The organism is Rosenbergiella metrosideri (genome assembly GCF_022602565.1).
In the GTDB taxonomy this organism is placed as follows: Bacteria; Pseudomonadota; Gammaproteobacteria; order Enterobacterales; family Enterobacteriaceae; genus Rosenbergiella; species Rosenbergiella metrosideri.
On the sequence record NZ_JALBCV010000014.1, the window covers coordinates 1 to 22,796 of the forward strand.

The following is a 22,796-nucleotide window of genomic DNA, read 5'->3' on the forward strand; positions in this document are numbered from 1 at the left end:
TATGCACTGTGAGTGACTGCAGTAAATTCAAAATAAAGATAATGCAAATAAATAATTAAAGATAGAGAACCTTCAGTATGCTATTAGAGAATAGTGAAGGCTTTTTTGAACTAATCATCTTAAAGTATCATTAAAATTCAATCTATTACTTTATTAAACTATGAAAGCATACAAATAACGGACGGTTTTTAAAAATTTCATTAAACTAATCTTTAAACAATAAACAGCCCCCACCCCATTAATATTGTCGAATCAATTACATCTCCCACCAGAGGTGTAGAATAATTGTTCACTCTTCACCCCATCCTTCACCCTTTAACGCTATGAAAAAATATAAAGAAAACTCTAAAGGTGAACAGTGTGTAGGATTTTTCATAAAAACTAATTTTTTTATTTTATGTTTAGAAGATTCAGCTTATCAATCATACTTTCGCCCTTGATAGAAATAGATTGGTATACGTTTAGGTATACAATGAAAATTGAATTTAAGAAAAAACACTTTAATAACAATGCACTGTAATTTTAAATCAATTTCCGCCAGCCCACCAATCATGGTTGGACAGTGACCGGACAGAGCTAGAGAAATCAAGTACTTGGACACTGTACCCAGACATCGACCAGACGATGATGGGACATGAAAAGATACGCAAAAGAGCCGCGGCTCCGAGCGTAAGAAAAAAAACTTAGAATTCGGTCTGGGGCTTTTTTATGTCTTTCGAACTCCCATCCTGCTCCCTCAATAATCTCACCAAATATGACGGAGTATTATATGCAGAATCATAATTTAACTAACTGTTTATTATTATTTTATTGTACAAAAAACACCTGATGAATGGTCAGAGCCTCGATCCACTAAGTGCTTATAAAGCATAGTTATACGTTTAGTTTTGGGGTAATAATTTATTTATATTTTTGTATTTAATAGCAATGTGACTGATTTTTGCTCTACCATCAGACAATGACATTTAAACTGTATATATACACAGTATTATTTGTACTCAATCTGAGTGTGGAGATATGTAGTGATTTTTGAAATAAAGATTTTTAAAGATAAAGTAAAAATGATGCCTGTGGGATCTTTGGATGCTTTACAGCGCGAGATGACAAAAAGAATAGGCTTTGTTTTCCCTGATATAGAGGTTATTGTAAAACCATCAAGCAATTAGAGCTTGTCAGTCTTTAGAGCCCCAGATAAAGATAAAGCCAAAAAATTTGTGCGAAATCATGTTATATATGAATCTGCAATCGAATGAACTAGAAACTGTCGGTGGTACGAATTGAGTGATAACGAGTAGCGTCGATAAAGGTTATCGACGCTGAACATATAGGCAGTTTACTTCGATTATTAAGCAGTAGATGACTTTAATTTACTCTATGTTTATTTTTTAGATATTAATTATTTGATACCATTTTTCACTTAGTAAAAAGTTAGCTAAATAATAATAAACAATTGAAGGGCCGTATCAACGATAACGCTCACTAAGTGCCCCAGCACCAAGAATATTTAAGGGCATTGTTAATCGACTATCATCTTTTTTTTGCTAGCAGAAAGTTATGGAGACCTGAGAGGCATGATTTTAAAAAAATTATCTGGCTGGGAATTGTCAGACTACAGAACCTATTGCAGAGCCTACGAGAAATTTGGAGGTTCCGTTTGTAGTCATCCGATTATGTTAGATTTTCTTCAAAAGATTAGTCCTGATGAAATTCGATTTTTTCATAAAATAGTCAATGGTGAAGTTGTAGGTGCATATTTTACTGATAAAAATTCAAACTTAAGTTATCACTACAATAAAATACCGCTCCTTTTTGAAGACATAATACTCCCTATATGCCCCGAAAAGGGGGGGTGTTATCTTCCTGTTAAAACTAAAGCATTGTCTATCAAACACCAAAAACAGTTTGTTAATACAAATTATGGCCTGCTGAATCGTAGGGCTGTTTGTATTGTCAAAGATAGCTTTTCTAAAAAAAGCCAGAAAAAAAGACAAGCTGAGTTAAAAAAATTTCTTTCCAATGGTGGTGAGGTTTTATCTGTTGCATCATTTAGTAGTCGTGAGCTAAGTAGTATCTATCTTTCATTAATGGGTGAGCGGTGGGATAATCAATATTATGAAGAAGAAGTTGAAGCGCTTTCATATTTTATTGAGTCCATTCGCCCCATGATTTTTGGTAACGTATTAATATTCAATGGGAAGCCCTGTGCGTACGATTTGATTTATAAGGCTGAGTGTAATGATTGGATATATTTTGATGATCATAATGGTAGTTTTGATTCAAGGATAAAAGATTTTAGCCTTGGAAGTATTTTACTATCAGTAAATATCACTGAAGCAAAGAAAATTTGTCAGAGCTCGAATAAAGAATTTATATTTAGTATCGGTAGATCGAATAAAAAATGGTCATATAAGAATATTTGGGCAAATGAAATAAAGTTAGGTAAGGCTATTTTCTAAAAAAATTCTTCCATATTGAATTTTAAAGCTATCTACTTAATGATTATTTTAATGACAGAAAATATTTTATTTTTTCGCAGATAAGGGACTCTTCATTGGGGATAAATTTTCGACAGGTTGGCAGGTAATGATATCATTGTATGATGAATATACTCCCCTTACTCAATGGCCCAGAAATTTAGGGGCCTTTTTATCTCTAACTTTATATTGAGAAGTGAAGCCTATCCCATCCTGGTGCAACTATGACCAGTTCACTACCAAAATCAGGTAACCATCTGATTACTTGAGTTTTCTCTTCATCATCTCGGTCATTATAAGTGTCCAAACTGTAAAATTTATACGCTGGTGTGTCACATGCTCTAACGTTCTTAGAAACAACTATAGCAATAGGTTTGGATAGCCCAAAGAATAATTTACCCTCCGCGCCCCTCACTTTTTTTCTCAAGCTATTGAATGCCGCCTTATGATTAAAATAACGGCCCCGAGTTGGCAAGCTATCGTTTAGATACTTGGCTAGATAATTCCAGCATCTTTATTGTCGTTCGTCATGCGTACCGAAATGACCACTCCATCGTAAGAGATGGGGGGAGAAATTACCCCCTAGTACACTCAGTCACCAATCGCTTATCAAAGAGGTCTTTGAAATCTATTTCCGATTAGAAATTTTTCTAGAAATAGCATGTAAACACCTGGCATAATCAAGCGTTAGTCCCGGTGTCCATGCCATGTTTAACGCCCGGCTCCTCAGTTGTGCGGCCATCCACAACTCGGGAATGAAAAATAAAAGAATAAAATTGTACCAATAAAATTTTCCATAACATATGCCATTCAATGCAGCTTCAAGTGCATAGGCGACGCTACTCGAACAATTTCTCCATGTGAGGTTATAAGATGTATTTTTTTTATAATCTTCCCAAAATACATCTAAACAATATCTATTTATCTTTTCGAAATGAACTTTTTTATCAGAGCCACACCACGCTGCTGATTCGGATACATAGCTATCTTTAAATATCCCCTCCACATCGTTATTTTTGATAGCTTTTACAATATTCAAAAACTCAGACGGAGTTCTATCTATATCATACTTTGGATACAAACTTATATATAATCCAGTATTTACCTCCAAGGCTGCATGACCAGTAGAGACATTACCCTCTTTGTCGATTGCCGCGATGTATCTGTTGATAAGGGGATTACGAATTGGCTCTGATTTCGATGATCCAGACGGTGTCCAAACGTGGACTGTTAACTTATTCTCGCTGAACACATTATATTTAGTCAGGTCCTCACTAGTTTTCTTATTCATAAAACAGTCAATTGAAGAAAAGAAAGAAAAGAAGCTATAAATATCGTCCACTTTTCTCAAATTCAGCGCAGTAATTAGCCATCTCCCCCCTCCGATAAACATCATCATACCAATGAATTGGGGAACAGTCCCATCGTGACGTTCAGGATAAGGTAGAAACAAAAAAATAGAGAATGCTATTTGTAAAATCCCTGAAAGCATCGATCTCTTCCAATGGGGAAACCTTACGACATGCGAAGAGATAATTAAAAATAATCCAGATATAAAACAAAATATACCAAAGATTATCGCCATGAATAAATCACTCATGTGATGGGAAAGTAACATTAGTAATGAGATAAAAAGGAAAAACCCCCCTCTAAAAACGTAAATTGTGACCAATCCCCTGTCGCACCAAGATAATTTAGTAAAGGTAATCAAGCTTTCAAGCAATAAAATGATAACAAGTGGATTAGCTGGAAAATTAAAATCGGAAGTCATCCCTAAAAAAAATATATAAAACCCAACACTCGCCCATATTCCACCCAAAGTCCCGACAACAGGGGAACACTTCCGTACAAAACTAGTTCCCATTAGTATAAGTGAAACCTTAAGCATATAAATCACACCTTATTTGTACTGTTAGATATATACAGTTTCCCTGCTAATATTACTCCATGACTTGTCATATACTCATACAACTCATTGCCATCAATCGATAAAGCAAGATTATTGATTTTTGCATGATACGTAGGATAACAGCCTTTTAACTGACGTTCTTTGTTTTCAAAGATTATGTTGAGTCGTTGTTTAAGACCTTCATCAAAGGATGATAATAAACCGTCTAGATTCGGTATTATTTTTTTTACGTCCGAAACTAAATGCTTTTTTCCTGCCTCGTCCCATATCAATACTCTATTTTTTACATCTATATAAAAAGAGCAGAATTCTTCCTCAATATTGAAAACGACTCTTTTGGAGTTTATAACTTGTAATTTAACAAATATTAACAATACAGCGATACTTGTGAGGTAATATTGTATGACACTAATGGACTCTCCATGATATAACCCCTTGATTAAAAAAGGACCACGTTCATTAAGCGAAAAGTATATTGAAATCACACAAACCAAAGTAAAACAAATCGATGCACATCTCGAGCCTAAGGTTACATAGATAATAGAAAGCATTAATATTGGTACACATGCTATCGTGTACTCAACACCAACATTTATTTCATTAACCGGTTGAGAACTGAAAATAAAAATAGCGATGATAATAGTAAGTATTGACGACAGAGTAACCTTAGTAAAACTAAGAGTCTTAAAGTCTTTAGAGATAATACCAGTCAATATGGTTGTCACAATAATACTGCCAATAATATTAGATAATGACCATGTCATTATCGACTTGAAGAAAACAACTTCATACTTATGGCTTAAGAAAAATGTGACTAAAAATCCGGAAAGTAAACTCACTACGATCAAGGGAATAAGCCAGTATACAAAAACACCGATTTGGATAGGTTGTTTTTTGAATTTTTTTACGCAGTATGCAATAGCAATATCACAAGAAATAGATATCATTGAAATTACAATGGATACTAATAGGTCATGTTGAAATATCGCATCCAAAAATAATCTCGAAACTAAAAATAAAACACTTAGCATTAGCCATTTATTAACCTCCTCGTAAATCAGAGAACTCGTGGCTAATCCGCTGGCAAACCACACAACAGAAATCCGATCACTTGGATCATCTATCTTAAGGGAGATCATAGCGAGGATAAAATATCCTACAATCCAAATCAACGCCCTTACTCTGAATGAATCTTTCCATCCCATATGATAAACCTTTATCGGTAATTGCCTTTTCACTTTATAATATCACTCTATGAAGTGTTTATCTTATAAAATATAAACGTTTCTCTTATACCATAGATATCCATCATAATGTGCCGTGTTTCTTACATAGCCTTCAAAATTCACTCATGAGATTATCGTGAAATGCTGTAGTTTACCACTGAACATCATCGTACCAATAATCACACGATGAACACTGATATCGTCGATACCATTCAAGCAAGTATTGCTTATACTACAACAACATATGCTATGAAATTAGTAGTGATTCATACCGATATCAACCTCAAATTTTATTTCTATTTTGTTATACGACAAATTGACGACGATGACGTTGTAATTACAGTATTGTAATGATTATTATCGTATGAATTTATCACAAAACCCTATAGTAATAGTAATCGACAAAATTTTTATCTAACATATGCCTGTTATCATAGATTCTATTATTTTTATAGTTGTAGATGTTCAATTGCTATCGGTGACGAATTTATGCGGAAATTTCTACACTCTCGTCTGGCCTTAGGGTGTTTACTTCTCTCCTAACGCTATCATTCCTACTTATAACTTCATTATAATATTTTATATGTTATAAACAATTTTTTTCATAATGCATTTGGCAACTCGAAACTTCATACAATCTTTCTGGCTGGCTCGACCTTCAGAACAATTTTTTCAGAAGAAGCTTCGATCACAGCGCGATCGGCTGATAGGACTGAACATCCCTGTAGTCTATGCAAAAAGTGGTTTAAAAGTGTTGGCTTTTAACTTCCTCTCATCACGCATGATAAATGATAAAAAATAACTCTTTCGCTTTGATCCTATCACTCTCTAAATTAGGGTTATCAACTTTGGTCTGAAAGATAGAGTATTGCTTTTCTCATAACATTTTTAGTAAAAAAACCTGACCTCAATTTAATTGAGTACTTCCATGTATTTTCAAGCATCTCATTGTAGTGCGATTTATTAATCCCCCCTACCACTTCATCAATATCATTTAGCTCATTTATAACTAACCCCAATCCTTCTTTAAGAATACGATCAGCATGTGGCGAACAGCGATCAACAATAACAGGAAGCCCAGAGGCTAAATAAAGTGAAAGTTTCAAAGGATTATTTAACTGACCATATCTTTCTGCTCCACTGAAGTAACTTTTTTCTATGATTTTGTCTCTGTTATGGTAAGAAACTAAACCGAAACCAGCATTAAGGTAGCGAGGAAGAGCGCTATTAGGTATCTCTCCAATGATATTCAAATTAGTTTTTCCATTCTCTTCTGCTGTCAGTTGCTCAGGATCTCCTATTAAGTTAATCAATAATTTTCCATCATACTGGGAAAAATCAGTTTTATTAAGTGTTCCAACAAAGGTGAGTTCTTTTTTAAAAACCTTCCTGAATGAAGGTGGACTAACACAATTATAATCTGAGAGTCCCATACTGATAATTTCTGCTTTTATCCCTCCATCTTTCACCAGCCGCTCAGTCATTTTTTCATTTGGCGAGATAATCAATTGAGATTGATTCATTAATCGAAATTCTCTATCCTTAGTAAAATCTCTATCACTGTCATCAAAGAGCCAAGCAATTACGTCCCACAATATTAGACAAACTTTAACATCTGGTAGTGATAATAATTTCTCTATTAAAAAATCCTCAACTTGATAATTCAGCCAGGTTGGAAACTGGACAAAAACGATATCACCCGGCAATATCGGGGAGAGAATATTTTCAACCTCATCGTCAATGAAAGATTGACACGCGTTTTCAATACCAATTTTTTTGTATCTAAGAGACTTAATTCCGAGCTGTGACGAAAAAAAAGCCATATCTCTGTTAGCTATATAGCCACTCGATTGGGTATATAATATTTCTGGCACATCTGCTTCAGTTATCCACACAGTCATAATCATTCCTAATATTTATAATATAGTAGCATTCAAGTTCCCTAATGATAAATAAAAATTCCCTATGGCATTCGCTAGGGATGAATCCGTTTTTTTATCCTAATTTGAGTAAAAATATAAAAATAGTCACGTTCATAATAAGTATTCATCTATTTCATGGTACTCACAGTACTATACATTCAGTGATGGGTTAATGCCTCGGTAGTGACTAACCGCTGCTGAGTTATTAATAATTCAACTGCGATCCAGAGGTATTCACATCCACTCGTTTGATAGACAGTTACCCAAGCTCTTGGATTCGCCCCCACATTCCGTCAATAAACAACTCCGCTAACCGAGTCTTCGCACTGGGCTAGCTGAATTGGCGTGTGCAAAAATTAAAAAGTTCATTTTATTTAATAACTGCTGACTCGTTCTCGATATCGTAATGTGCGTTAAGTCTAAGGCCAAAAGAGTATGAACTTAGTTGAACTATTGCCCTGATTTCAAAGTGAATAATTCCATTACAGGCTGGTGACTGAATATCACCCAAAAGTGCAATTACCAGTGTTTCAGCGGCGATCCGGGGTTCGAATCGAATAATGGCCTCACGGATTTGCTGTTCATGCTGACACCACCGTTGGGCCATGGAATACTCCCCCACCATCGCGGCTATACCAAAATTCACGACAGATGCCGCAGGGTGAGGATATCGCTCTCTGTTTACCGCTTTCTCACTGTTTACGGTATTCAAAATATCGGTAATATTTTCCTTAATGATGGCATGCATTCTACGTTCATCATAATCAAACTTCCCTCTAGCGGATTCAGTGGAAGTACGCGGCTCATCATCCAGTAAACGCTGAAGTAAACACGGTGGGTAAGACTTATTGCTTATTATCATTAATGCCTCCAAGAAAGTCAGCATAGCCCTGCACTAAAGATGACTGTATAGTCCCAATTTATGCAGGTCACTGTACGTCAGTTCTGAAATATCACTGCGTTTGATCCTTTTAAGATGCTCGGGGGCTAGCACTGAAAGAATATCCGGCGGAGACTCTTCTTCCCATTCAGGTTCAATCATATCGGTAGAGTCTGTTAACTCCTGAATGATACGGCTACCGAGGGTTGAGGTATTCAAAACACATTCAGAAACCGTCTGATTTTTTACTTGTTGAATACAGTGATACAACTCATCGTCACTCTTAAGAACATAATCCTGTCGCGGTTTATTTTTATCTTTTCCGGATGTATCACCTTCCCCCCATAGTAAATAATATTTATATTCGCGGTTCAGTTGTCGCAAAATATCATCGTTGTCCAGCAAATCGTTTCCCTCACCGTTGGCAGTATGCCAGCCTGTATAGTGTCCACCGTGAGGCAGGAGCGATGAGACGTCGATGAGTTCATTCGTCATCGATTCCGGCGCAGTGTCCCGCTGCATCGCCTTAACGCTAAACAGGAATTGGCCGGCCTGAATTATCATACCTGGCCTAAGCGTAACAGGTTCATTAGGCTGCAGCGCTACATCGTTTACTAGGCATTGATAGCGCTGACTATGGCAAGTCAGCACAACTGAAAACGAGGTTCGTTCGATATATAAAACATCATAGAGCCCTCCGGAGAGGGCTGTAGTAAATGTTGCACTGATCAAACAGAAGTACCCCGTCTGTTCAGGCAATCGATCCGTCTGTGGATCGCCATTTATACGAGGTAGTGGCCAGTCTATACACAATTGCATCATTATTGGCCTATAAAAACGTTATCTGAACCGGTCACGATACTGGACCCACATGCTGTACAGTCACCCATACGTGCAGCAGGATAGCCATTAATTGTGATCGTTCCCGACCCACTGGCAATGACCGCGCCGCCGTGCAATCCACATGCTGTTGCGCTCGCGGCAAGCATAGCAGCAGGGAGTCCATTGATAGTGACATTACACGAACCACTCGCGATGGCCCCTCCGTGGCAAATGATATCCCCTACTCTTGCTGCTGGTAACATAGATTATCTCCTAGTGTAAGTTTTCACCTCTAACGACATCCCCACCTATTAGGGTGGCGGATTGAACGTTCCTGTCGGCACTGGCGCTGGCGTCGGCGTCGGTGCTGGCGTTGGCGTTGGTGCTGGCGTTGGCGATGGCGCTGGCGTCGGCGTCGGTGCTGGCGTTGGCGTCGGCGTCGGTGCTGGCGTTGGCGTTGGTGCTGGCGTTGGCGCTGGCGTTGGCGTTGGCGCTGGCGTTGGCGTCGGTGCTGGCGTCGGCGTCGGTGCTGGCGTTGGCGCTGGCGTTGGTGCTGGCGTCGGCGTCGGTGCTGGCGTTGGCGTCGGTGCTGGCGTCGGTGCTGGCGTTGGCGATGGCGATGGCGTTGGCGCTGGCGTTGGCGATGGCGCTGGCGTTGGCGTTGGCGTCGGTGCTGGCGTTGGCGATGGCGCTGGCGTCGGCGTTGGCGTCGGTGCTGGCGTTGGCGATGGCGCTGGCGTCGGCGTTGGCGTTGGCGTCGGTGCTGGCGATGGCGCTGGCGTTGGCGTTGGCGATGGCGCTGGCGTTGGCGCTGGCGTTGGCGTTGGCGATGGCGCTGGCGTCGGCGTTGGCGTCGGTGCTGGCGATGGCGTTGGCGATGGCGCTGGCGTCGGCGTTGGCGTCGGTGCTGGCGATGGCGCTGGCGTTGGCGTTGGCGATGGCGCTGGCGTCGGTGCTGGCACGGGGATCGGTAAATTAGGTAGTGGAAGGGGTAAGGCAATTGCCCCTTTCAACGCGATTAGTGCAGCCAAAGATGTTAAAGCCGCAAGCCCTCCACCACCGCCTCCTCCTCCGCATTCATCGTCATCACCGGGATTCAGTTCAACCGAATCAGACTGGATGACCACGCGTTCTTTGCCGATAATTTTAATCACTTTCCCAGTCAGAATCAGCTCCCCACCGGTACCAAACTCAAGGTGTCCGCCGCTGATTAGAGAGGCTGCGCCGCCAATCTCTTTCTGCCACGCCCCACCTACTGACATAGCATGATAGCCTCCGATATTGACTAGACTTGCACCGCCAATATTTTTATTATCAACTCCCCCCACGTTGACCGCACGCGCACCGACTATTGAAGAGATTTGCGCCGCTCCAACGCTTAGCATAGAGGCAGCGCCAATCGACGTGATACTCATCCCTGCTACATTCTTGTTGAAATCTTGCGCAATAACTTCACGACGGCTTTCACCAACATGCAGTTCTGAGTTAGCGCCGATAACATGCTTTTCGTCATTTTTAGTCAGACGGGACATATCGCGTTCAGCCTGTTCCCAGTAACTTTCCTTACCGGGCTTATCGTCAAAACGAATGCCATTAAAATTCGTTTTGCCGCCGCCTAGCGTGCGGCTGATTAATCCACTTTGGGTCGCATTACCCGGCAAATCCCAAGGAGGGCTAGTGATATTGTTGTAAAGACTACCAATAATTAACGGCCTGTCAGGGTCGCCATTGATAAAATCAACAATCACTTCCTGGTTGATACGCGGGATGTAAAGTCCACCAAAACCGTTTCCTGCCCAAGCCTGACTGACTCGAATCCAGCAAGAATCACCGTCATTATTTTTACCGTAACGATCCCACAGAAAGCGCACCTTTACGCGACCATAGCTATCTGTCCAAAGCTCTTCTCCCGATGGCCCCACGACAATCGCATTTTGAGGACCGTGCGTACGAGGCCTAGCGATGGTTTGCGGATGACGATAGATCTTCGTTGTTGGCTGAACGGTGAAATCACATTCAACCGAAAAATCCCATTGCTGTGAGCGCTGTTCGGTTTCCTGAACAATGAACCGGCTGGAAATAACCATGTATTCCCTGTTAGCCTTACTAATTGGATGGCCTTTTAGTGTAAAATTGATACCGCAAGCTAGGCCGCGTAGCTCGCCACTCCCCGAGGCCCTAGATCCCTGTGCACCGAGTTCTTCAATTCGTACACGCGCCAGTTTTTCCCCTATATCAGGCTGATCGTAATCTCCTGGCCACTGATATATTTCCATATCATTGTGGTGAGTTTTGCGGGGTTTGACGTCCATCGCCAAAATATCTGCACGTGATTTGGTAAAATCATAATCGTTGGTGACCCAGCGACCACTTGTAAGGGCCTCTTGGTGGATTAATTGCCGAACATATTCTTCCTCAGCCTTTGGGGTTTCGGGAAGATATTGAATGACTTGATAGGCCTGACTGTCACTGTATCGGTGTGCGCCAACATGATCGACAAGAACTAGCTTATGCTTGGCCTCATGATGTTCAAAAAACCAATAAATTCCCCACTCTTCCATCAGTCGCTGAATGAAAGCGAAATCACTTTCACCATACTGCACTTGGAAATCGAGCACAGGGTAGACATCTGTCAAACGTCGTTCATAAGAAAAATTGTATTCGGACAACACCTCATCAATGATTTCTACGACATTTTTAGCCTGAAAAATTTTATAGTCGGTCGTCAGCTCGGCAAGAAAAAGCCATGGACGTAAAATAATCTCATACATAGCTTGCGCGGCATCTCGGCCCACATAGCGTGCTTTTTCAACCAGTCCGGAGATTTCTCGAGTACTTTTCCCCTTTCCACGCGACGTGCCTAACCCATTGCCATCTAGCTCAATAGTGATTGTCATTTCCTTACCAATCAACGCTTTCAAATCAATATTTGAAGCGGCTTGCCAAGGAATATCAGGATCGTCGGGTGTTTTCACCGTCAGTGTGTAGGTGTAGAGCGTTGAGAACGCTTCTTCACCTTCGAGTTTTGTCAGCACTAGCGCAGGCTGGTTCATTAGCCTGGGCATCGCTGAGCTATGCAACATAATTGTTCGCGACATAGTGTTACCTACTAACCTGTTAATATCGCAAAGTGCAACTATCGCACTTCATCAATGGGATGTCCGGTTCTGATTATTTGGGAATCGAGCATCCGGCCGAAGCGGCTTTGACGCCATAACCAGACAGACATATCGCTGGCCGTACAGCAAGGCCAGTTACGCCACGGCATATGGCGAACACCGTGTTGTTCGTTTAGCCACTCATCCGCCTCACAACGGACACAGCACAGCTGACTAAACAAAAGGGATTGCGAAGGCAGCCAGTCACTGAGTTTACCGTTGACCTGAACATACCTCGTGCGTGAAAGCAGATGACAGGCTTCGTGAATTTCCTTTCGCTGTAATGTGCTTGCGCCGCCGTGCAGCAGAGATAATAGCAGCCGGGCAAGCCAGAATGGTAAACCGATTGGAGAGACTAACTGCCGGAGAATGCGCCGATGGCTAGTGCGCACGTACAGTAGCTGAGATACGCCAACATCGGGTGATACCGGCGGCAAAAAAGCCCCTAAGATATAGGAATTATTCGATTTCTCATTTTCAGGCATGACGAAACACCAGGGGTAATTATTGAGCTCTCGAGCATCGACCAGCGGTAGAGGCTGGCGCATGATTAACGCATTAAGACGTTCAACGATGTTCCGCGCACGGCGATAATGCCAGGGTTTTAGGCGCATTGAGGGTGAAGGACCACTCAGCCATACGGTAATTCGTACAGGAAAGAATAAGCGCCTAATCATATGACCTCATCCTGTGTCCCCGTCTCAGGGCAGCGGAAGTCACGAAGTATATCGCCCGGCATTGCCCCATCGACCGCCAGTCCGTCCAGCTGCAGTTCGACGCGCTTTTTCCCAATCCCCCACTGCAGTAACAGATTACCCTCAGGGGTATCACGAATGGTTTCGGCCGCGTCCAGCCAGTGCAGAAGCGCCCAAGGTCCTTGCCAATGCGAATCAGGCAATGCGCTTGCTTGATCCTCTCGCAGCGTCATACTGATATCACTCCCCTGACGCACAGCTGACCAGTACAGTGCTTGTACCGAGAGTGGGCCGTGAGCATATTTTAGTGTTTCGCCATTGAAACTCAGAATAAACTCCCTGACCTCAGGCGCGAGAGAGCGCACACTGGCAGAGAAACTCAGTGCCGGTTTTTGATTATCCCCGCCAGAAAAGAATAACGCTTTAATCGTGGCTGCCTGCTCAAAGAAAGCAAGCCCCTCAACATTGCTAGTCCCTTTAAAACGCCATGGGTAACGAGAAGTATCAACTTTTTCTGCCAAGTTATCCTTGAACCAGCTGTCAACCATGCCCCCCGGTGCAAAAAACCTGACAAAATCTGCGACAGAAACTTCACGTTTGCTGTCAGCAAAGGGATAACGCCCCTGAAAATGACGACGACAGATCTCCCCTAGTCCGTCACGAATCGCCTCAGTACTGCGCGCAATATCTCGCTGCTGTACTTTACTAAAAGTCGCTGACAGCAGCGGGGAGACCACCTTTCTGACCGCAGTGGGCCAAGTCGCTTCTTGGGCTCCCATTTTTGCATTGTCCATCGCCATCTGCTGACCGTTTATATTGGCAAAGGCACTGTTATAGATCACAAAACGCGTGTACTGATCGCGAAGTAACATTAATACGCCATTAAAACCGCTTTCCTGAGTCTGCAGCAGGTCTGTCGGCGCATCCTGTTTCCTGTTTTCTCCTAATACGAAGATACGTAGACCAGCAAATCGATCGTCCAGCAGCTGTTTGATCAGGGCCCGATCGATAAATCCTTTGTTTACCTCATGACTCAATTCATGGTTTCCCGATAAGGAACTAGTGCTCAGCGTTGTCTCGTTGACGACACGATGGAAAACGGCGGTTAAAGGAGAGTGTTCACTAATCATTGTGCGTAATAACCCAATGTTGAGCGATACATCATTCTCCTCATCAGCCGGTTCCTCCAGTGAGATCAGCCGTAAGTTATCGAGAAAGCGCTGCCAATAGGCAGCGTAGTTTTTCAGATATTGAGTCAACACTCGGTTGTGGAGATCCGACAGACTTTTTAGTCCTGCCTTTTCACCTATCACCCAGCTATCTTCACGCTGTAACGACAGTAGGGATGTCAGCATTTTTTTTTTAACCACCCGTTCCCAACCGGCTCGTGTATAAAACCCAGGAATTCCCTGCTGATTGAGTTCGTTATCACTCAGGTAAAAAAGTTGCGGGGACTCAGTACCCGTTATCGCCCGCAACGTTAGATTCGCGGGGGCTATTTTTTCACTATCATGTTCTATACGCTGCAAAAGCCGCGCGCTTTCATCCTTTTCCCGCAGCCGCGCCCGCGCCTGTGCAATCAAGGTGTCATCTGCAGGTGGCAGCGGTTTTTGCCATGCTTGTAGAGTGAACAGATCGTTCAGATAGTGCTGCAGAGGTTCAATATCTTCCACACCGCTAAATCTACGGCTTTGTAGCCAACGATGACTTAAGTAACTAGCCAGCCAGGCGTAATCCCCCACGGTGTGGCGGGTTAACATTAGATAACTTTTCAATGCCATCCAGACACGCTGATCGTCGGAGGCTTTCAGCGCAAGCTGTAAATCATCATGTGCGTTTTTAACCAGTTCAGGGAGCAGATAGTGTTTTAATACGTGGTGGTAGAGCGAATCAGTCCCTGCAGTGAGGGTATATCCGGTATAAAGACCATAACGCCATGCTAGATCTGGATCGGTGAGGTTAAGTCCAGGATATTTAGCAAGCCCCTGTGTTGTACTGAGTAGAGGCATTAACTTAGTTTCAGCCTTTTCATCCGTATAGTTAGCTAGCTGAAGCGCCATCTGGCTAACTTTTTTATCTAACGTAGTGAGATAGTCATGGTTGAGCTTATAACTGGTATCCAGTGCGAGCATAAGCCCTACCGCTACTCCCCAGCAGGCAAGATGCCCAAACAGATTTTTCAGACGGTTAGCTGCATGCTGCTGTACGTTATGGCGGACCAAATCACCATCGCAGCCGATGACTTCGCCGAAAAGTTGCGTCAGGAAGTAGTGTTTACTCCAAGCATTTTCGCTGAGAAGCGCCTGATCTTCACTGAGCGAACGTTTATCAGCAGGCAAAGCAGACAACTTTCCCGTATTGACCAACTGATACCAGCGTTGTAAAAGCGTTTTATTATTGAACAATGAAAAGCGCTGTGGCTGACAACTACTCGTGAAATAGACACCACGTAGTGTAGAAAAAACGTCAGTCTCGTCATACCGTGAGGCAAAGAAGATATTATTGACCATCTCATTAACTACGCTAGCAAGCTGGGAAAAATCGTCGGGAAAAGCATACAATCGCTTGCGATCACCCACGTCATACTCCTCCTGCTGGCGCAGATAAACCGCGCTGCTCAGACGATGATACAACAGGTCAAATTCCTGTTTTAACTGATGATTAAGATTTTGAGAGGCGTGCGGTAACGCATTTTCCCAGTCGAGTGTGACTCCCCAAAGTTGTTCCCTTTCCGCGAGCGTTAGATTACGGAAAAAATCTGTAAAGCCGCTAAGCAGGTCGAGTTTTGTGACAATCACATAAACGGGAAAACGCACGCCGAGCTTTTCACGGGCTTCGCCGATCCTTCCACGCAGTGCTGCAGCCATAGCCAGACGTTCGGAGTGGGTTTTGTGCAGAATATCCTCAACCGATAGTGCGACAATCGCCCCATTAACCCCTTGGGTAGGGCGATTTTTTTTCAGCGCAGACAGCAGACTCTTCCACTCCTCATGCGCGTCATGCGTTTCACTAACGAACCGACCCGCCGTGTCAATGAAAACAGCTTGGTTAGTAAACAGGCATTCACAACTATCGGTGGGTACCGTTTCACTGTTTTTACGTGACAATTGCTCCGGTAAGGGGAAATCTTGACCGGAGGACAACAGTAGTGCGGTCTTACCTGCCGACGTTGGGCCTAACACTAAAAACCACGGAAGCGTGGCGCGTCGTAGGCCCAGAAAACGCTGCCAGCGAGGGATCACCTGCTGTATCTGACGCATATATTGCATGCCCCGAGTCACGGCCGTGTGGATAGCCGTATTGGCTTGCGCGATATTCTTCTGCGTTGAGGACGTTTTTTTTAGCCACCGACTTAGCAGTTCGGGGTTGCGCGCCAGTGCCTGTAAAAAACGCCAGACACCATAAGCCAGCGCCGCGAACGCCACGAAAGCCATCAGCAGTAGACGATGACCTGATAGCTTCAGTGGATAGCTTTTACCGATCAACAACCACGGACCTGTAATCCAGATGAGCGCCAGCATCATCAGGGTCAGCGATATAAAAAGTGGTAAGCGCAGCCAGTATGCCACCATGATGAAAACCAACATGACGACGATGACAATGCGTGAAGAGACCGATTCAAGTGGCCTAGCCTCACCAAATCCCAGCCAAGGGCCGAGCAACCAGCAGGCGATGATCAGTAACAGACAAAGTGTGATCAGTAACACCCGAAGCCAGATCCCCCTTGAAAAAAAACGATTTAATACTGACATGGTGTATCCATTAATAATTTACAAAGATATCGACACGGCGGTTCTGAGCACGCCCAACTGAGCTACGATTACTAGAGACAGGATTGCGAGCGCCCATCCCCGAATATTGAATATCCGCTTTTGATAACCCGGCTTTCAGAAAAACCTGTGCCACGCTCTCTGCACGCTTTTCTGACAATACTTGGTTGTTGGGGACGCCAGGACGATTGATTGGCATCGAATCGGTATAGCCAACAATGCGCACGTTACCGTTAAGTTGTTGGACCGAGTGGGCAATCTTCAGCAGTAATTCAACCCTCTCAGGGAGGATTTCCGTTGCCCCGACGGCGAAATTGGTATCACCTGGTAGGGTAATGATGCCCTGATGTGCCTGCTCCTTGACATGAAGAAGCTGCTGAGCAATTTCGTCTTTCAATAAATCGCTCAGGCGAAGAGCATTAGTTGCGGGTATAGCGCTTTGCGGGGACTGTTGTAATGCATTCATCCTCAGTAACACTTGGCTTTCCGGCTTGAGCAGTAGGTATTTCCACCCAATGAAGCAACCACTACACACTACTAACGTCAGTAGCAGCGATACACGTACCGGAATAATCCCCAGGCGGCGTTTTTTGTCGTTGCGACGAGGTAGACCATGTGAAGCTAGTGCTAATGGGATACTGTCTCGGGTACTTTGCAATAACGTAAGCATACGCTGGCGAATTTTAGTCAGCTGACGTTCACCGTTTTCAACAATGCTATAACGACCTTCAAAGCCGAGTCCGAGGATACGTAACAGAATTTCTAGTACGTCGGCATATTCATGCGGCGTCATGGAAAGACGACCCACTAACAGGAAAAATTTATCTCCACCATCGCTGTCACCTTCGAAATGGTTCAGAAGATTGTTGTGAGCCCAGCCATATTCCTGTCCCCATGCTCTTGCCACCGCAGCCTCATCAAGCGCTGTACACAGGCAGAAACGCACGATGGCCATTTTCTTCCATGAGATATCCACCTCATCACACACGACACCGAATAGAGAGATTTCAGCTTTCAATCCTTCCTTCAATAGCAGCATTTGCTCACGGTTATCGAGGCTTTCCGGCATTTCGCTTAGGACACGTAGAAGCGGTTGAGCGGCTTCTAGTAGCGGTTCACGCGCTGCCGTGACCAGAGCAACCCGTTGCTGAACGCTGTCCGTACGAAGTTGCGCGGCATCGTAACGCAGCTGCGCACCAGGAATAGAGGTATTTTGCGGTTTTTCCGCCGAGCTTGATTCAACAGATAAAGGGTCATCCAGCAGGAAATGCCCTAATGCCTGATCGCTCTCTGCACCGGTTAAGAAGGAAAAGTCCTCGATGGTGTTCAGGTCACTACTCGCACTCATTAGTCTCTGATACCCCATAGTTCGATTTTAAGCTCAGCAAAGTCGCCAGCAACATGCAGGGCCAAGGCTCCCGTTGCGGCAATTTTGTCCCAGAATGGACCGCTAGTAATTAACTCAAAATAGACATAGCCGGCACTATAGGGAATCTGTCTTGGTGGCACAGGCAACGCTCGTAGGGTCAAGCCTGGCAAATGCGAACGCACAAGATCATGGAGCTGAGTCGGTGCACTAAGCTTAGCCTGAAGCGCGAACTGGTGACGTAGCACGTCGAGCGGCATCTGCGCATGAACAGCGAGCACCAATCCTGAAAAACCAAGCAATTCACGCGGCAACATACTCGCCGACCACACCCCATTCCCCCGTAATTCAAGAGGAATTGTCTGCCCAGCGCGCACCAGAATCTGATTAAGCATTTCGTGAATATCGTCTACCAAAGGACGAAGCGAGGCGTAAAGATCAGCATGATTATAACCGGGAATCGCACGCGGACGACGCGTCTTAGTTCGCACAAAAGTAGAGAGCTCGCTGGCGAAAGTTGCCAGCGATTCGTAAAAGGCTATCGGCGCCAATTCAGGAATATGGCGAAGATGATCCAGTACCGTTTCATACTTATTAAATATCTGTAGTAGTAAATAATCGACGATCTCAGCACTGGCACTTGCCCGCCCATCACTGTTCGAAAGTCTGGCAGCCAATGTTTCCGCACGCATCTTAACCAATGCGTTAAGATGCGTGAGCCATTCCACTAATAATGGGTTCGCTGCACAAGCAGTGACCGGGGGAACATAATCTTCGGTATGAAGCAGTATGCTTCCATCGGGTTGAATTGCACGCACGCGCACTAGTGGCAATCCAATCCATGAAGCTGTCATCTCGCTTTCAGAAACGAGTGCTAGCCGTAGTGAAGCCAACTGTACGGGTTTCGGTCCCTGGCGAATAACATTTGTGTCGCTCAACTCCGTTTCAAAAGCACAAAAACGGGCCAGTGAGCTGTGATCAGCGTCATCGAAAATCGTCTCATCGGTATTATCGAGACGCAACGGTACGGCCAAATAGATCACCTTATTGAGATGCTCAGCGGTAATCGTTAACGGTTCAGGGCTGCTGGCATGACCCGGAATATCAAAGGGGGTACCATCGGGCAAGACACCCCAGCCCGATCGAAGCACCAATTTACCGTAAGAGAGTGCTTCGTGATCTATTTCGTAATGCGAAAATCCCCAATAAAATGGGGTAATGGTTGATGCGCGCTTGTGAGCATAATATTCAAGATAGCGCTCCTGCTGCTGAAAGAGCTGTGGTCGCAAAAAGAGGCCTTCACTCCATACGACTTTATTTGTTCTCACTTTCTATTGTTCCCTTCCGGATTGTCGTCGCTTGTCTGTCCATATAAACCGTGACAGAAGACAGCGTTGTTTTATTATCTGACCAAAAAAATGAGTACCATTTCTTGGGTGGTTTTTTCGGTAATGGAAATACTGTTCGCCAAGTTGAGTGCGATATATTTCGATAACCACTTACCACACCGATATAATTAACCCCTTCTCTTACCGTTAGAATAATGCGCTGACGCTCTCCCGGTTTGAGGATATAAGATCCAGCTTTACTACTTTGCGCTTTTAGTTCTGATGAAGGCGTTTCAACCAGAGCGAAATAATCACTATTTACGAATGCGTCCGTTTGTTTTAGTTGAAAAAGAGTCACGCTTAACGGATTAGCCTGCCCCTGTTCGTTCTGATTAATATCATCACCAGCCTGCAGTTCAACGACAAACCTTTCTGCCAAGGGGGCTTCTGGGACTGAAGATGAGCATGCGCCCAAGCATAAAAGTAAGCAGAGAACGCCCCCCTGCTTAATAAAATTAAAAATCGAATTCGTCACTATTTCACCCTAATAAACCTGCTGCATCGGCAGCGCAGCAGGCTATTTAAAAGCGAGGATTACCCCAATTGATTGGCTTTAATATCGTAAGTCGCAGAAATAACGCCTGACTTATGTCCTTCAGCATTCTGCATTACGTATTCGTTAGACATTTTGGTAAAGGAGAAGCGAACGCGCTCACGCGGACGAGCCTCATCTTCAGCACAGCCGCCCATATCAACACCCGTAATAATCACATCAGTAAAAGTGATAGTTAAATAAGTAAGAGGATCTCCGCCCGCTTTACGGATAACGAACTTGATATTTTTGATGTGCTTACCCGAAAGGCAATAGCTCAGTAAATTTGGACTTGCTTTATCAGTGTAGTGTTCAAAACAGAAATCAGAAACGCTAGCTTTACCCGATCCACCACCAGAACCACTATGCATATTTGAACGTTGAGACACATCCCAATTCCAAGAAAGCACTTGAATTTCATTCTTGTGCTCTGTATCTAATGACTCACCTTCGATACCATCAATTTTAATAAACATATCTTGTGACATTTTATTCTCCTGCGTTTAATAATCACATATAAAAAATACGGGACGTAAGAAGCTCTCCTCAATAATTAAGGGAACTCGATAAATAGCGATATTGCTATGGGTAAATCAAAAATAAATTAGGTCACATTTTTAACGGAAGGTAATTTAGCTACCATGCGTAGTGAAACAGTTAATCCCTCCAACTGAAAATGTGGACGTAAAAAGAACTTAGCTTGGTAATATCCGGGATTCCCTTCAACATCTTCAATCATGACTTCTGCAGCCGCAAGTGGACGGCGAGCCTTGGTCTGTATAGAAGAATTAGCCGGATCGCCATCAACATAGTTCATTAGCCAATCGTTAAGCCAACGCTGCATCTCTTCGCGCTCTTTAAATGAGCCAATTTTGTCTCGCACGATACATTTCAAATAATGTGCAAAACGTGAGCAAGCGAAGAGGTAAGGTAAGCGCGCTGACAGGTTCGAGTTTGCGGTTGCATCAGGATCATAATACTCCATTGGCTTTTGCAGCGACTGTGCACCAATAAAGGCAGCATGAGTGCTATTTTTACGATGCACCAGTGGTATAAATCCATTTTTACCCAGCTCTGCTTCTCGGCGGTCAGAAATAGCAATTTCCGTTGGACATTTCATGTCTACGCCACCGTCATCGGTTGGGAAGGTATGACAGGGTAAACCGTCCACCACTCCGCCGCTTTCCACCCCCCGAATGAGCGTACACCAGCCGTAGTCTTTAAAAGAACGGTTGATATTCACTGCCATAGCATAGGCGGCATTCGACCAGACATATTTACTGTGATCGGATCCATCGGTTGTTTCTTCAAAATGGAAACTATCAACGGGATTAGTATTTATGCCATAAGGTAGACGCGCCAGAAAACGTGGCATCACCAAACCGATGTAACGTGAATCCTCAGACTGACGCAATGCATTCCATGCTGCGTATTCAAGATTCTGAGTAAAGATTTTGGTTAAATCACGCGGATTAGACAGCTCCTGCCATGACTCCATCTGTAACACGCTAGGAGATGCCCCGGCGATAAACGGCACATGTGCTGACGCAGCAACTTTGCTGATCGAGGTTAACAAGTCAACATCGGGCGCAGTGTGATCAAAGAAATAGTCTGCAACAAGGCAGCCATAAGGTTCTCCGCCTAACTGGCCATATTCTGCTTCATAAACTTTTTTGAACAGAGGACTCTGATCCCACGCAATACCACGATAGCGTTTCATACTGCGACGTAGTTCGTCTTTCGAGATGTCCATAAACCGCAATTTAAGTTTCTCATCAGTCTCAGTGTTATTCACCAAATGATGGAGACCCCGCCACGCACTTTCGAGCGTCTGAAATTCGCTATGATGCAAAATCAGGTTGATTTGCTCAGAAAGCTTACGGTCAATTTCGGCAATAATCGATGCGATACTTTTATAAGCGTCGTCAGAGACGGTAACGCTATTTGCTAGCGCCTGCTGAGCCAGCGTTTTGACCGCACCTTCAACCGCCGATTTAGTCTGCTCAGACTTTGCTTTAAACTCTTTGGTTAATAAGTGATTAAAATCATCAAAGGCAACATCTTTTGCAGCCGTCTGCTGCCAGGTTTCTTTTTCAGCTTCTGACATATATCCCTCTCAACTAATCTTCTTGTGGCATTTCAGCAGCATCATTTTTTTTCTTTGGTTCTGCGGCCAGAGCCTGTAGCAATGCATTATCTTTTAACAAATTCATTACCAGCTCTTCTGCGCCCGCTTTACCATCCATATAGGTCTGAAGATTCGCTAACTGTGTACGAGCTTCTAATAGCTGTGAGAGTGAGTCGACTTTTTTAGCAATCGCATCCGGTGCGAATTCGTTCATGCTCTCAAACGTCATATCGACCATTAGCTGACCTTCACCTGTCAACGTATTAGGCACCGCGAACGCAGCTCTTGGACGCATGGCTTTCATTCTTTCATCGAAGTTATCAATATCGATATCCAAGAACTGACGATCAGCGACCGAAGGTAGTGGCTCTACCGGTTTACCGGATAGATCAGCCAGAACACCCATGACAAATGGGAGTTCTACCTTTTTTTCTGAACCGTAAACTTCCACGTCATATTCAATCTGCACCCGTGGGGCGCGATTACGAGAAATAAATTTCTGCGAGCTGTCTTTACTCACCCTTTC

General features: G+C 43.7%; 17 protein-coding genes. 2 read left to right on the forward strand and 15 right to left on the reverse strand.

Features of this window, described 5'->3' with window-relative positions; translation table 11 throughout:
- The first annotated feature begins 1,022 nt into the window (after nucleotides 1-1,022).
- Entirely contained in the window at nucleotides 1,023-1,166 is a 144-nt protein-coding gene (locus MKR94_RS12625; RefSeq protein ID WP_422047526.1) for a DinI-like family protein, read from the forward strand.
- 405 nt (nucleotides 1,167-1,571) lie between these two features.
- Nucleotides 1,572-2,456: a GNAT family protein gene (locus MKR94_RS12630; RefSeq protein WP_241647229.1), complete on the forward strand. Its 885-nt coding sequence runs from the start codon at nucleotides 1,572-1,574 to the stop codon at nucleotides 2,454-2,456.
- 646 nt (nucleotides 2,457-3,102) lie between these two features.
- On the opposite strand, the gene MKR94_RS12635 is transcribed toward MKR94_RS12630, so the two are convergent.
- The 15 genes from MKR94_RS12635 to tssB all read right to left on the reverse strand — a co-directional run bounded on the left by MKR94_RS12635 (nucleotide 3,103) and on the right by tssB (nucleotide 22,790).
- A complete protein-coding gene (locus MKR94_RS12635) occupies nucleotides 3,103-4,362 on the reverse strand; it encodes an HdeD family acid-resistance protein (protein WP_241585963.1) in 1,260 nt (419 codons plus the stop codon).
- 5 nt (nucleotides 4,363-4,367) lie between these two features.
- A complete protein-coding gene (locus tag MKR94_RS12640) occupies nucleotides 4,368-5,588 on the reverse strand; it encodes an MASE1 domain-containing protein (RefSeq protein WP_241647230.1) in 1,221 nt (406 codons plus the stop codon).
- A gap of 863 nt (nucleotides 5,589-6,451) precedes the next feature.
- Nucleotides 6,452-7,510 (reverse strand): glycosyltransferase, encoded by a 1,059-nt coding sequence (locus MKR94_RS12645; RefSeq protein ID WP_241647231.1) that lies wholly within the window; start codon nucleotides 7,508-7,510, stop codon nucleotides 6,452-6,454.
- Between the two features lie 391 nt (nucleotides 7,511-7,901).
- Nucleotides 7,902-8,393, reverse strand: coding sequence for a type VI secretion system baseplate subunit TssE (locus tag MKR94_RS12650; RefSeq protein WP_241647232.1), 492 nt, complete (start codon nucleotides 8,391-8,393; stop codon nucleotides 7,902-7,904).
- A 33-nt stretch (nucleotides 8,394-8,426) separates the two neighbouring features.
- The gene (locus tag MKR94_RS12655; RefSeq protein WP_241585957.1) at nucleotides 8,427-9,233 is read right to left on the reverse strand and encodes a TagK domain-containing protein; all 807 of its coding nucleotides are present in this window, start codon (nucleotides 9,231-9,233) and stop codon (nucleotides 8,427-8,429) included.
- Nucleotides 9,233-9,496 carry a PAAR domain-containing protein gene (locus MKR94_RS12660; protein ID WP_241585956.1) on the reverse strand — a complete coding sequence of 88 codons (264 nt, stop codon included), beginning with the start codon at nucleotides 9,494-9,496 and terminating at the stop codon, nucleotides 9,233-9,235. The genes MKR94_RS12655 and MKR94_RS12660 overlap by 1 nt, the downstream gene beginning before the upstream one ends.
- A 48-nt stretch (nucleotides 9,497-9,544) precedes the next feature.
- A complete protein-coding gene (locus MKR94_RS12665; RefSeq protein ID WP_241647278.1) occupies nucleotides 9,545-12,298 on the reverse strand; it encodes a type VI secretion system Vgr family protein in 2,754 nt (917 codons plus the stop codon).
- A 71-nt stretch (nucleotides 12,299-12,369) separates the two neighbouring features.
- Nucleotides 12,370-13,068, reverse strand: a complete 699-nt coding sequence (locus MKR94_RS12670) for a hypothetical protein (RefSeq protein WP_241647233.1) — start codon at nucleotides 13,066-13,068, stop codon at nucleotides 12,370-12,372.
- Nucleotides 13,065-16,838 carry a type VI secretion system membrane subunit TssM gene (gene tssM, locus MKR94_RS12675; RefSeq protein ID WP_241647234.1) on the reverse strand — a complete coding sequence of 1,258 codons (3,774 nt, stop codon included), beginning with the start codon at nucleotides 16,836-16,838 and terminating at the stop codon, nucleotides 13,065-13,067. Before tssM ends, MKR94_RS12670 begins: the two co-directional genes overlap by 4 nt.
- A 10-nt stretch (nucleotides 16,839-16,848) precedes the next feature.
- Nucleotides 16,849-18,204: a type IVB secretion system protein IcmH/DotU gene (gene icmH, locus MKR94_RS12680; protein ID WP_241585953.1), complete on the reverse strand. Its 1,356-nt coding sequence runs from the start codon at nucleotides 18,202-18,204 to the stop codon at nucleotides 16,849-16,851.
- The gene (gene tssK, locus MKR94_RS12685) at nucleotides 18,204-19,550 is read right to left on the reverse strand and encodes a type VI secretion system baseplate subunit TssK (RefSeq protein WP_241585951.1); all 1,347 of its coding nucleotides are present in this window, start codon (nucleotides 19,548-19,550) and stop codon (nucleotides 18,204-18,206) included. The genes icmH and tssK overlap by 1 nt, the downstream gene beginning before the upstream one ends.
- A complete protein-coding gene (tssJ, locus tag MKR94_RS12690) occupies nucleotides 19,537-20,085 on the reverse strand; it encodes a type VI secretion system lipoprotein TssJ (protein WP_241585949.1) in 549 nt (182 codons plus the stop codon). Before tssJ ends, tssK begins: the two co-directional genes overlap by 14 nt.
- Nucleotides 20,086-20,144: 59 nt before the next feature.
- The gene (locus MKR94_RS12695) at nucleotides 20,145-20,630 is read right to left on the reverse strand and encodes an Hcp family type VI secretion system effector (RefSeq protein ID WP_241585947.1); all 486 of its coding nucleotides are present in this window, start codon (nucleotides 20,628-20,630) and stop codon (nucleotides 20,145-20,147) included.
- 116 nt (nucleotides 20,631-20,746) lie between these two features.
- On the reverse strand, nucleotides 20,747-22,249 hold the full coding sequence (gene tssC / locus MKR94_RS12700; RefSeq protein WP_241647235.1) for a type VI secretion system contractile sheath large subunit: 1,503 nt from the start codon (nucleotides 22,247-22,249) through the stop codon (nucleotides 20,747-20,749).
- Nucleotides 22,250-22,262: 13 nt separating this feature from the next.
- On the reverse strand, nucleotides 22,263-22,790 hold the full coding sequence (gene tssB, locus MKR94_RS12705) for a type VI secretion system contractile sheath small subunit (protein WP_241585943.1): 528 nt from the start codon (nucleotides 22,788-22,790) through the stop codon (nucleotides 22,263-22,265).
- Nucleotides 22,791-22,796: the final 6 nt, after the last annotated feature.